The sequence below is a fragment of the Guptibacillus hwajinpoensis genome (assembly GCF_020524165.1).
GTDB lineage: Bacteria > Bacillota > Bacilli > Bacillales > Guptibacillaceae > Guptibacillus > Guptibacillus hwajinpoensis_D.
Map to the genome: position 1 here is coordinate 696,111 of NZ_JAIVKU010000003.1, position 12,911 is coordinate 709,021.

Consider the following 12,911-nt stretch of genomic DNA (forward strand, 5'->3'; position numbering starts at 1 on the left):
CTAACGCTCCATTATCGTTAAGCTGTACTATGGCTAGACGGTTTTCGTTCACGCTGTATGTGTTGAAAACTCGCTGTTCTATGTTATAATACAATAGTTGCAAACCCATATTTACTAGTAAAAGAGACCGTTTGAAAGACTGTCGACGCTTTTATACTCCAAAAAGCGTCATCATTTTTAAACGCTCGATTAGTGGAAATATATTTATTGTTGGAGGTAATGTGTAAATGACTGCAAATTGGGAAAAGCTTGAAGGTAACCAGGGCGTTCTTACTGTTGAGGTGGACGCTGCTGAGGTAAATAATGCGCTAGATGAAGCGTTCAAAAAAGTTGTAAAACAGGTGAATGTACCTGGATTCCGTAAAGGAAAAATGCCACGTTCTCTTTTTGAAAAACGTTTTGGTGTAGAATCTCTTTACCAAGATGCTCTTGATATTATTCTACCTAAAGCTTATTCAGAAGCAATTGACGAATCTGGTATCGAGCCAGTTGATCGTCCTGAAGTTGACGTTGAGCAAATGGAAAAAGGTCAAAACTTGATTTTTAAAGCAACTGTAACAGTTAAGCCTGAAGTGAAGCTTGGCGAATACAAAGGTCTTGAAGTAGAAGAACAAGATACGAACGTTACAGATGAAGAAGTGGAAGCAGAGCTTAAATCTCTTCAAGAAAAACAAGCGGAGCTTGTTGTAGTTGAAGATGGCGAGCTTCAAGAAGGCGATACTGCCGTTATCGACTTCGAAGGTTTCCTTGGTGAAGAACCATTTGAAGGTGGAAAAGGCGATAACTATTCACTAGAAATCGGTTCTAACACGTTTATTCCAGGTTTTGAAGAGCAATTGATTGGTGAGAAAGCTGGCGCTGAAAAGGAAGTTAAAGTAACTTTCCCTGAAGAGTACCATGCTGAAAATCTTGCTGGACAAGAAGCTACGTTTAAAGTGAAAATTCATGACATTAAGCGTAAAGAGCTTCCAGAACTTGATGATGAATTCGCTAAAGATGTAAACGAAGAAGTTGAAACACTTGATGAGCTTAAGAAAACAACGAAAGAAAATCTTGAGAAACAAAAAGCAGAAGATGCTGATGTTCAAAAGAAAGACACGTTGATTGAAAAAGCTACTGAAAACAGTGAGATTGACCTTCCATCAGCTATGGTAGATGCAGAAGTAGACCGTATGCTTCAAGAATTTGAGCAGCGTCTACAGCAACAAGGTATGAACCTTGAAATGTACTACCAGTTCTCAGGACAAGATGAGAAAGCACTTCGCGAACAAATGCAAGAAGACGGTGAAAAGCGCGTGCGCACAAACCTAACTCTTGAAGCAATTGCGGATGCTGAAAATGTGGAAGTTTCAGAAGAAGAAGTGAACGAAGAACTTTCTAAGATGGCTGCAATGTATAACATGGAAGAAGAACAAATTCGCCAAATGCTTATGATGCAAGGTGGCACTGATGCACTTAAAGGTGACCTACGTATTCGCAAAGCAATCGATGTTCTTGTAGATAACAGCAAAAAAGCATAATAGAAGCGAATAAACTGGCTTATTTGAAACAAGGCGCTTACTGCGCCTTGTTTTTACAAAAAGAAGTAGTAATGAAATCACACAAAGATGCTAAACATAGTAGTAGGACAATCATTCGATACATAATAAGCTATAAAGAGTCGTTTTACTTCGTATCCTTTTGCGTTATATGATACAATTTCAATACATAAATAGGATGAGAAACCAGTGGTGGATAACCGTTTAGATTGCTTGTTTTGTAATCGAAGTTCAAATGAACAGACGGAGTTCCTTTTCCAGATAGACCTACTCGGGTTTCATCGAGATCAAAGGTTAGGGGTGAATTCATGTTTAAATTTAACGATGAAAAAGGACAACTTAAGTGTTCTTTCTGTGGTAAAACACAGGATCAAGTCCGTAAGTTAGTTGCAGGACCAGGTGTTTATATCTGTGATGAGTGTATTGAGCTTTGCACTGAAATCGTTGAAGAAGAGCTTGGAACTGAAGAAGAGGTGGACTTCAAAGAAGTACCGAAACCTCATGAAATTTGCCAGATTCTTGATGACTATGTCATTGGGCAGGAGAAGGCTAAGAAGTCACTATCAGTAGCGGTTTACAACCACTATAAGCGAATTAATGCATCTTCTAAACCAGATGATGTTGAGCTGGCGAAAAGTAATATTGCGCTAATCGGGCCAACTGGTAGTGGTAAAACACTTCTTGCACAAACGCTTGCTAGAATTCTTAACGTACCTTTTGCCATTGCAGATGCTACGTCATTAACAGAAGCTGGTTATGTTGGTGAAGATGTTGAAAACATCCTTCTAAAGCTAATTCAGGCGGCAGATTACGATGTGGAGAAGGCTGAAAAAGGCATTATCTATATTGATGAAATTGATAAAGTAGCTCGTAAGTCGGAGAATCCGTCTATTACGCGTGACGTATCTGGTGAAGGTGTGCAACAAGCGCTTCTTAAAATTCTTGAAGGTACAACAGCTAGCGTACCTCCTCAAGGTGGCCGTAAACATCCTCATCAAGAGTTTATTCAAATTGATACAACAAATATCCTCTTCATATGTGGAGGAGCATTTGACGGTATCGAGCAAATCATTAAGCGACGCCTTGGTAAGAAAATTATTGGATTCAGCGGTGAAGCCAAACAAGAGGATCTTAAACCAGGTGAATACTTAGGTAAAGTCCTTCCGGAAGATTTGCTTCGTTTTGGACTTATCCCTGAGTTCATCGGTCGTCTTCCGGTTATCGGAAGCCTTGAGCCACTTGATGAAGAAGCTTTAGTAGAAATTCTTACGAAACCTAAGAACGCTCTTGTAAAGCAATACCAAAAGCTTCTTGAGCTTGATGATGTTGAGCTTGAATTTGAAGATGAAGCCCTCGTTGAGATTGCAAAACAGGCAATTGAAAGAAAAACAGGCGCGCGTGGCCTTCGTTCCATTATTGAAGGTATCATGCTTGATGTCATGTACGATCTTCCTTCGCGTGAAGAAATTAAAAAGTGCGTATTGTCTGCTTCTACAGTAAGCGAGAAAACGACGCCAAAATTAATTCTCGAAGATGGCTCAGTCATCGATGAAGATAAGAAATCACCAAAAGAAAGTGCATAATAATGAAACCAGCCACCTGTGGCTGGTTTTTTTGCTTTTACTTGTTCATCTCGACATTTCTTTATAGGAGGGATCCGCTCCGAGCGTAGAAGCCGGATGATGAAATCAACATCTTTTCCTGAAGATCGTCTGCTCATTTTGGTGATTTCCGGTTTATGGAACCAAAGCTCAGGAGATACTAGTGCTATTGATTATTCATCAGGAGGTAGGAGTATGAATTGGACAGGGATAGCACTAGCAATACAATTATTCTTCGGGATTGTGATAGGATTATATTTCTGGAACTTACTTCGTAATCAGCGAACTCAGAAAGTTTCTATAGATAAGGAATCACGAAAAGAAATGGAGCATTTACGCCGGCTAAGAAGCATCTCTTTAAGCGAACCGCTATCTGAACGTATTCGACCTACAGGGTTTTCAGAGATCGTTGGTCAGGAGGAAGGAATTCGCACATTAAGAGCGGCGATCTGTGGTCCAAATCCCCAACACGTTCTTATATATGGCCCTCCTGGGGTAGGGAAGACGGCGGCAGCACGGCTTGTACTCGAAGAAGCGAAACGTAATTTTGGAACGCCTTTCAAACAGTCAGCTGTCTTTGTGGAGTTGGATGCAACGACTGCAAGATTTGATGAGAGGGGAATAGCGGATCCGTTAATTGGATCTGTTCATGATCCAATTTATCAAGGGGCAGGTGCAATGGGACAAGCAGGTATTCCTCAACCAAAGCAGGGTGCAGTTACCAATGCACATGGCGGCATTCTCTTTATTGACGAAATAGGTGAGCTTCACCCAATTCAAATGAATAAGTTATTAAAGGTACTAGAAGATCGTAAAGTTTATCTTGAGAGTGCTTATTATAATGAAGAAAACACTACGATTCCGAATCACATACACGATATTTTTCAAAATGGCTTACCGGCTGATTTTAGGATGATCGGAGCCACAACTAGAACGCCTGATGATATTCCTCCGGCTATTCGGTCAAGATGTATGGAAGTTTATTTCCGTGAGTTGAGTCAGGAAGAGATTGCTCGCATTGCAACAAGAGCAGCCAAGAAGTTAAATCTCACTCTTGATGAGGACGGGATTGAACGTGTCAGTCGATATGCAAGAAATGGGCGTGAGGCAGTTAACTTAATGCAAATTGCAGCAGGACTAGCCATTACTGAAAAACGTGACAGAATAACTGCTGCAGACATGGAATGGGTCGTCCATGCAAGTCGACTCACTCCACGACCAGAAAGAAAAATACCGCTTTATCCAGCAGTTGGTGTAGTGAATGGATTAGCGGTTTATGGCCCTAACACTGGTGCGTTACTTGAGATAGAGGTTACTGCTGTAAAAGGGAAAATGGATAAAGAAGGATCGGTAACGATAACAGGAATTGTAGAAGAAGAAAGCATTGGTAATCAATCTAAATCCATTCGAAGAAAGAGCTTGGCAAAATCTTCTGTAGAAAATGTGATGACTGTACTTAAGTCCATGGGCATTCCTGTAGACATTTATCAGTTACATATCAATTTTCCTGGAGGTGTCCCTGTAGATGGTCCATCTGCTGGTGTAGCTATTGCCACAGGAATTTACTCTGCCATTAAAGGAAGCCCTGTGAGTAATAAAATTGCCATGACAGGTGAAATTAGTATTCACGGATTTGTAAAACCAGTAGGCGGTGTTTTTGCAAAAGTGACGGCCGCTCGTGATGCTGGTGCTGAAATGGCGCTTATTCCAAAAGAAAACGATGAGGAAATGCTCCAAGTAATCAAGGGCATTAAAGTGGTACCCGTTACGCACCTTTCAGAAGTATTCGATGCGGCTTTTATGACGGAAAAACACCAAGAGTTTCCTTCCATCGTTATTGGAAAATCCCAGCCCGGAAGTTAACGGGCGGGGATTTTCTTTGTATCTCTTTCAATTCGTAGAAATTTATCTCAACTAGTAAAAAATGTTGAATAGAAAGAACTGTTTATTTTGCAGAAAAACAACAATTAGGATCTTTGTGTAAAATCAGTAAGCAATAAAGCGAGTTTTCTATTCTAAGTAAGTTTTTTTGCAGTTTGAGCAGGGATGATTAGACAAGTAGAAGAAACTTAGGATACAATGAAGTACAACTTATCAATAGTATAAGGTCGGATTAAAATGAACGATATAACGTTTTTATAGTTTGTTGTCTGGAGGTGCCATGATTGAAAAATGAACATAAAACATTACCGTTGCTACCTTTAAGAGGGTTGCTCGTCTATCCATCAATGGTTCTACATCTTGATGTTGGTCGAGATAAGTCTGTTCAAGCCCTTGAAAAGGTTATGATGGATGATCAAAAGATTTTTCTATCTACGCAAAAAGAAGTAGAAATTGAAACACCTGAAGTAAGTGATATTTATGAGGTTGGAACACTTGCTACTGTCAAGCAGATGTTGAAATTACCAAATGGAACAATTCGTGTGCTTGTTGAAGGACTTCAGCGAGGCAAGATTATTGAATTTAAAGATACAGAAGAGTTTTACGAAGTTGAGATTGAACAAATTGATGAAAGTGCAGATAGTAACGTGGAAGAAGAAGCGTTAATGCGTACTGTCCTTGATTTATTTGAACAATATATTAAAGTTTCTAAAAAAGTGACGGCCGAAACATTTGCCTCAGTAAGTGATATTGAACAACCGGGGCGACTAGCTGATATTATTGCTTCTCACCTATCTTTAAAAATCCGGCAAAAGCAAGACATTCTCGAAACGTATAGTTCATACGAAAGATTAAATAAATTGATTGAAATTCTTCAAAATGAAAAAGACGTTATTGATCTTGAGAAGAAAATTGGCCAGCGAGTAAAGCGCTCAATGGAAAAAACGCAAAAAGAATACTATCTTCGGGAACAAATGAAGGCTATTCAAAAAGAACTTGGAGAAAAAGAAGGCAAAACTGGGGAAATCGCTTCTTTAAAGGAAAAGATTGAGGAAGCCAACATGCCTGAAAACGTTCAGGAGATGGCCTATAAAGAGCTTGATCGCTATGAAAAAATTCCACAAAGCTCAGCTGAAAGTTCTGTGATTCGAAATTATATCGATTGGTTAATTCAAGTACCGTGGTCGAAAGAGACAACAGATAATCTTGATATTAATCATGCAGAAAAAATTCTTGATGAGGATCATTATGGCCTTGAAAAAGTGAAAGAACGGGTACTTGAATACCTTGCCGTTCAGCAGCTCACGAAATCCTTAAAAGGACCAATTCTTTGCCTGGTTGGACCACCGGGAGTCGGAAAGACATCCCTGGCAAGATCCGTTGCACGATCAATCGGGCGGGAGTTTGTTCGTATTTCACTTGGCGGAGTACGTGATGAAGCAGAAATTCGTGGACATCGTAGAACTTATGTTGGAGCGATGCCAGGACGTATTATTAGAGGCATGAAAAAGGCGGGGACAGTCAATCCAGTTTTCCTTTTGGATGAGATTGACAAAATGTCAAATGACTTTCGTGGAGATCCATCTTCAGCGTTGTTGGAAGTATTGGATCCACAGCAAAATAATACGTTTAGTGATCACTATATCGAGGAGCCATATGACCTTTCAAAAGTCATGTTTGTGACAACAGCGAATAACCTTGCAACGATTCCAGAGCCACTTCTTGATCGAATGGAAGTAATTCAAATTGCGGGTTATACCGAAATAGAGAAAGTCAACATAGCTAAGAATTATCTTGTGCCGCGACAGCTTGAAGAACACGGCTTGAAAAAAGGCAATCTTCAAATTAGAGAAGAGAGCCTTTATAAGCTTGTGCGCCATTATACAAGAGAAGCCGGTGTCCGAAATCTCGAACGACAAATCGCAACCGTTTGTCGGAAGGCAACAAAGTTAATTGTCTCAGGTAAGAAGAAACGTGTAATTGTTACTGAAACGATGCTTGAAGAATTACTCGGTCATCCGAAATTCCGATACGGCGAAGCGGAGAAAGAAGATCAAATTGGCACCGCAACTGGTCTTGCTTATACAACAGCAGGAGGCGACACACTAGCTATTGAAGTTTCTCTATCACCAGGAAAAGGCAAGCTGATTTTAACAGGGAAACTTGGCGATGTGATGAAAGAGTCAGCACAGGCTGCGTTCAGCTACATTCGCTCAAAATCAGAAGAGCTGTCGATTGATCCAACCTTCCATGAAACGAACGATATCCACATTCATGTTCCAGAAGGTGCTACGCCTAAAGACGGTCCTTCTGCTGGCATTACGATCGCTACAGCCCTTGTATCTGCGTTAACAGGTAAAGCTGTTCGAAGAGATGTAGGGATGACTGGAGAGATTACGCTCCGAGGTAGAGTTCTTCCGATTGGTGGACTGAAGGAAAAGTCGTTAAGTGCTCACCGTGCCGGATTAACTACAATCATTATGCCGAAAGAAAATGAGAAAGATCTGGATGATATTCCAGAAAGCATTCGTAAGGATTTAACGTTCCTTCCAGTGTCACATCTGGATGAAGTGTTAAATACCGCACTTGTGGGGGAGAATAAATGAAAGTAACAAAATCAGATTTTATTATCAGTGCCGTTAAACCAGAGCAGTATCCTGTAGAAGGTTTACCAGAGATTGGCTTAGCTGGACGATCCAACGTAGGGAAATCTTCTCTTATTAATACACTGATTAATCGTAAGAACCTTGCTAGAACATCACAAAAACCTGGAAAAACCCAGACGCTTAATTTTTATCTAATTAATGAACTGTTATATTTTGTTGATGTTCCTGGCTATGGATTTGCTAAGGTATCTAAAAAAGAAAGAGATGCCTGGGGTCGTATGATTGAAACGTATTTGACAGATCGCGATCAGTTAAAAGCGGTTATTCAAATTGTCGATTTACGTCACGCTCCTTCAAATGACGATGTCGTCATGTATGATTGGTTAAAGCACTATGAAATTCCAGTCATTGTTGTAGCTACAAAGTCGGATAAAATTCCTAAAGGGAAATGGCAAAAACATTTAAAAGTTGTAAACCAGACATTAAAGATTGAACCTACAGATCGACTTGTTACGTTTTCTTCTCATACTGGACAAGGAAAAGAAGATGTTTGGAGTGCGATTAAATCATATTTATAAGGTTAAGCTCGGTCACATGACCGAGCTTTTTATATGTCGAATATTTTCTGATTATTAGGAAAAAAGACGTTTTTAAATCAAATAGATAGGGAATGGGAATATATCGGAGGAAACAGAAGAATACGCATTCTCATTGGCTGTAATCAGAGCTTAGTCCAATATAGGAGGTGTAGACAGTACAAGTCAGAATTGAAAGAAATGTCTAAATATTGGTATTATAAAAGTGTTGCAGTTTACATAATTCGAACTGCATAAAGAAAAAGTCGTTTTAGGGGGACGCGTGATGATGAAGAGAAAATGGAGTTTTCTAACCGCACTAATGTTAATGTTTCTTCTTGTTTTAACAGCGTGTGGAGGGAATGAAGAAAGTAATGGATCATCTAGCTCTGAAGGAGACGACGGACTTGAATTAACGGAAGATGGAAAGTTTAGCTATGTCGTTTCAGGTGAGTTTCCACCATTTAGTACAGTAGATGCAAATGGGGATCTTGATGGGTTCGACGTTGCAGTGGGTAAGGCGATTGCGGAAAAGCTTGATCTTGAACCTGCAGTTGAAAAGTTTAAATTTAGTGGGATGGTATCCGCTATTCAGTCTGGTCGTTATGACGCAGCAGTAGCTAGCCATACGATTACAGATGAACGTAAGGAAGCTGTTAATTTTAGCGAACCATACTATTATTCTGGACCGGTTCTATATGTTCAACCTGGTAGCGATATTCAAAGCGTAGAAGATCTAGAAGGCAAAGATGTAGCTGTCTCAAAAGGTTCAACTTATGAAAAAACCGCACAAGAGTATACGGATAAGATTTCAAATTACGATAGTGACCAAACTGCTTTACGCGCACTAAGCGAAGGAAAGCACGATGCGGTTATTACAGATGATATTACAGGCAAGCAAGCTATGGAAGAAGGTTTTGAAATTGAAAAAGTAGAGCAGCTTGGAACAAGTGAACAAGCTGTCGCAATAAAGAAAGAAAACTCAAATCTTCTTGATGCTGTTAACAAAGCGTTAGAAGAGTTAAAAGAAGACGGTACGTTAACAAAACTTAGTGAGGAATACATCGGAGTCGATATCACCCAGAATCCTGAAAGTGAGTAAGAAAGAGGAATGTGTGCGGTGCGCGCATTCCTTTTTTACCTGTAATGTTACTGAATTCTAAGGAGCTGATCGCACTTGCCAACTTTTGCTCATTTTTTTGAAACGTTATTAGAAAGTTATCCGGTATTTTTTGAAGGTCTTTGGCTGACGATTCGCGTTACGTTCGTATCCGTTTTGATTGCTGTTTTTATTGGCCTATTTTTTGCTTTATTTAAAATATCACAATCAAAAATTCTGAATTGGATTGCAAATGTGTACATTGCTGTTATTCGAGGTACACCGCTTATTGTTCAAATTTTTATCTTTTATTTTGGTTTAACCGAGTTTAATATTCCGAAATTCTGGGCTGCTTCCATTGGACTCGCCCTACATAACGGGGCTTATATTGCAGAGATCTTTCGTGGGTCCATTCAATCCATTGACAAAGGTCAGATGGAGGCAGGCCGCTCTCTTGGAATGAGTCATACGCTTGCGATGCGACGTATTATTCTTCCTCAGGCATTTAGACGCGCTTTGCCGCCTCTTGGTAATCAATTTATCATTGGATTAAAAGATTCCTCTCTAGCAGCATTTATAGCCCTTCCAGAATTATTTAGCGTTGCGACTACACAGGGGGCAAGAACGTTTGATGAGATGACATATCTACTTATTGTAGCGGTATACTATCTTGTTCTTGTACTAATCTTCACGCTTCTTGTTAATCTCCTTGAAAAACGTTTATCAGCTAGTGATTAAGAACGAAAGAGGTGTTGTCCGTGGTAGAAAAATCTGAGATGATCCGTGTTGAGAAGTTGAATAAATCGTTTGGAGATCTTCACGTGCTTAAAGATATTGATCTTGAAGTAAATGAAAGTGACGTTGTTGTACTCATAGGTGCCAGCGGTTCCGGTAAAAGTACGCTACTTCGGTGTATGAATTTTCTAGAGATCAAAAACAGCGGGAATGTGATTATTGAAGGGGAAACCATAGATCCCGAAAAAAATGATTTAAATAAAGTCAGGCAGCGCGTTGGTATGGTGTTCCAACATTTTAACCTCTTTCCGCATAAATCCGTATTAGAAAATGTGATTGAGGCGCCGTTAATGGTTAAGAAAATTAAGCGGGCCCAAGCGGAAAAAGAAGGAAAAGAACTACTTGCAAAAGTAGGACTTGGTGATAAAGCGAATGTCTATCCTAATAAGCTTTCCGGAGGGCAGAAGCAGCGAGTTGCAATCGCTCGAGCGCTTGCAATGAAACCTGATATCATGCTGTTTGATGAGCCGACATCAGCGCTTGATCCCGAGCTAGTAGGAGAAGTACTATCAACCATGAAAGAGCTGGCGAAAGAAGGGATGACGATGGTTGTCGTTACTCATGAGATGGGTTTTGCACGTGAGGTAGGCGATTGGGTTGTCTACATGCATGATGGGAAAATCGTAGAAAAAGGCCATCCTAAAGAATTATTTAGTGAGCCAAAAGAACAGAGAACACAAGATTTCTTAAGTTCTATCTTGTAAAGGTAAGGAGCGTAGGCTCCTTACTTTTTTTTCGTTACAAGATAGATTCCAAGTGCAATCAATACAAGTGGCCAGAATTTTCCTACGAAGGAAAAGGTTGAATTGAGCCACATCTCTAAGCCTGAATAAAGAAGTTCAATAATCGAAAGAGCAAGTAGCAGCAAGCCAGGGACGAGGCCACTTTTTTTTGTTTTGTAGTATGTCATAAGATAAGCTGCACTTAAAATTAGTGTGTACATTCCCCAGCTATCTGGCCAAACAGCTAACTTCGTAACAAAATAGAAATGTACACCAAGTCCAAGAAGTAAAATTCCCGGAAAAAGCATATTTCCTTCTTTTGCGATAGAACCTTGAATGATCATGGCAAGACCTATGACGATTAAAATCACCTGCCAGTTCATAAGCTGATCAGAAAAAGGAAGGTTTAGCGTTTGAAATAAATAATAAAGTCCGATTCCAATAAACAAAACACCGGGAAAAACACCTTGACGTTTCAATGAAAATCCTCCTACTGTAAGAAATACACAAGTTTTGCTATACATTTGATTTTCTGGTACATTAATAGTTGTATGATTACTAATAATATGCAGAGATAATTCTTTCTTCATCATATCATAATTGCTTTCATAGTCTGTTCACATTTCGTAACTCTGTGCAATTTGTCACATGTTATACTAGTGATAGATGATAGCAAAAGATTAGGTTTGGTTAACAATTTTTTGGGGGTGGAACGATGCACATCCTGGTCGTAGGGTTGAACCACAAAACAGCCCCTGTGGAAATACGAGAGAAACTTTCCTTTCAGGAGAATGATTTGCCTGAAGCGTTAGATAAGTTGCGTCACTCTAAAAGTATTCTAGAAGCAGTGATTTTGTCGACATGTAACCGTACCGAGTTATACGTTGTAGCTGATCAGCTTCATACAGGGAGATATTATTCAAAAGCTTTTCTATCTGAATGGTTCGGAATTGAAAAAGATGAGTTTTCCCCATATCTTGTGATTCGTGAGAACGATGCGGCGACAGAACATCTTTATCGAGTTGCAGCAGGTCTCGATTCGCTTGTTATAGGAGAAACGCAAATCTTAGGACAAGTTCGCGATGCGTTTTTACTTGCTCAGAGTTCTGACACAACAGGCACGATTTTTAATCAGTTGTTTAAACAGGCCATCACGCTAGCGAAACGCTCACATTCTGAAACAGAAATTGGAGAAAATGCCGTTTCTGTTAGTTATGCTGCCGTTGAATTAGCGAAGAAGATTTTTGGTGGACTTCACAATAAACACGTAGTTATTCTTGGTGCAGGTAAAATGGGTGAGCTAACAGCGAAAAATTTGCAAAGCAATGGTGTCGATCAAGTAACGGTTGTAAATCGTACGCTTGAGAAAGCAGCGGAACTTGCTTCAAGATTTAAAGGACAGGCTCGCTCGATGGATGAGATAGAAGTGGCACTTTCGGATGCTGATATTCTAATTAGTTCTACCGGGTCTACAAATTATGTTTTAACGGAAGAAAATGTAAAGCCGTTACTTAAAAAGCGTAGAGGTCGTCCGTTATTTATGGTGGATATTGCTGTCCCAAGAGATCTTGATCCTTCGCTGAATAATATGGATTCCGTTTTTCTCTATGACATTGACGATCTTGAAGGGATTGTCGAAACAAACATTGCTGAGCGCAAGAAGGAAGCAGAGAAAATTGAGCTTATGATTGAAGAAGACCTCGTGCTATTTCGAGAGTGGCTCAATACACTTGGCGTCGTACCTATGATAACGGCTCTTCGTACGAAGGCGCTTTCCATTCAAGCTGAAACAATGAAGAGCATAGAGCGAAAACTTCCTGATTTAACGGATCGAGAACGAAAAGTATTAAGTAAACATACGAAAAGTATAGTGAACCAGCTGCTACGTGATCCTATTGTTCGGGTAAAGGAGATGGCTGCAGAGCCAAATGCAGAGGAGTCGCTCGAGATCTTCACGAAAATCTTTGCGATTGAAGAAGAAATTGAGAGAGAACTTCATAAGCAGCGAGTGAAAGAAAACGAAGAAAAAAGGCAGCATGAATCCGTTGAATACTCCACTTTATTACAGGCATCGCAGTTGCGCTCCTAGGAGAG

At 39.9% G+C, this 12,911-nt stretch carries 10 protein-coding genes; 9 read left to right on the forward strand and 1 reads right to left on the reverse strand.

The window, feature by feature from the left end; all coding sequences use genetic code 11:
* Window positions 1-227 precede the first annotated feature (227 nt).
* The 8 genes from tig to LC090_RS06740 all read left to right on the forward strand — a co-directional run bounded on the left by tig (window position 228) and on the right by LC090_RS06740 (window position 10,799).
* Window positions 228-1,520, forward strand: a complete 1,293-nt coding sequence (gene tig / locus LC090_RS06705; RefSeq protein WP_226656466.1) for a trigger factor — start codon at window positions 228-230, stop codon at window positions 1,518-1,520.
* A 326-nt stretch (window positions 1,521-1,846) separates the two neighbouring features.
* A complete protein-coding gene (gene clpX, locus LC090_RS06710) occupies window positions 1,847-3,121 on the forward strand; it encodes an ATP-dependent protease ATP-binding subunit ClpX (RefSeq protein WP_226656468.1) in 1,275 nt (424 codons plus the stop codon).
* Between the two features lie 213 nt (window positions 3,122-3,334).
* Entirely contained in the window at window positions 3,335-5,002 is a 1,668-nt protein-coding gene (lonB, locus tag LC090_RS06715; protein WP_226656470.1) for an ATP-dependent protease LonB, read from the forward strand.
* A 302-nt stretch (window positions 5,003-5,304) separates the two neighbouring features.
* Window positions 5,305-7,626 (forward strand): endopeptidase La, encoded by a 2,322-nt coding sequence (gene lon / locus LC090_RS06720; RefSeq protein ID WP_226656472.1) that lies wholly within the window; start codon window positions 5,305-5,307, stop codon window positions 7,624-7,626.
* The gene (gene yihA / locus LC090_RS06725; protein ID WP_226656475.1) at window positions 7,623-8,204 is read left to right on the forward strand and encodes a ribosome biogenesis GTP-binding protein YihA/YsxC; all 582 of its coding nucleotides are present in this window, start codon (window positions 7,623-7,625) and stop codon (window positions 8,202-8,204) included. Before lon ends, yihA begins: the two co-directional genes overlap by 4 nt.
* 283 nt (window positions 8,205-8,487) lie before the next feature.
* Window positions 8,488-9,303, forward strand: coding sequence for a transporter substrate-binding domain-containing protein (locus LC090_RS06730; RefSeq protein WP_369522727.1), 816 nt, complete (start codon window positions 8,488-8,490; stop codon window positions 9,301-9,303).
* 75 nt (window positions 9,304-9,378) lie between these two features.
* Window positions 9,379-10,038, forward strand: coding sequence for an amino acid ABC transporter permease (locus tag LC090_RS06735; RefSeq protein ID WP_098444432.1), 660 nt, complete (start codon window positions 9,379-9,381; stop codon window positions 10,036-10,038).
* 38 nt (window positions 10,039-10,076) lie between these two features.
* Window positions 10,077-10,799: an amino acid ABC transporter ATP-binding protein gene (locus LC090_RS06740; protein ID WP_226656632.1), complete on the forward strand. Its 723-nt coding sequence runs from the start codon at window positions 10,077-10,079 to the stop codon at window positions 10,797-10,799.
* A 20-nt stretch (window positions 10,800-10,819) separates the two neighbouring features.
* Here the strand turns inward: LC090_RS06740 and LC090_RS06745 are convergent, their stop codons facing one another.
* Complete coding sequence (locus LC090_RS06745) at window positions 10,820-11,296, reverse strand: LiaI-LiaF-like domain-containing protein (RefSeq protein ID WP_226656477.1); 477 nt, start codon at window positions 11,294-11,296, stop codon at window positions 10,820-10,822.
* A gap of 236 nt (window positions 11,297-11,532) precedes the next feature.
* Here LC090_RS06745 and hemA point away from each other — a divergent pair, with 236 nt between their 5' ends.
* Complete coding sequence (gene hemA / locus LC090_RS06750; RefSeq protein WP_226656479.1) at window positions 11,533-12,906, forward strand: glutamyl-tRNA reductase; 1,374 nt, start codon at window positions 11,533-11,535, stop codon at window positions 12,904-12,906.
* The last annotated feature ends 5 nt before the right edge of the window (window positions 12,907-12,911 follow it).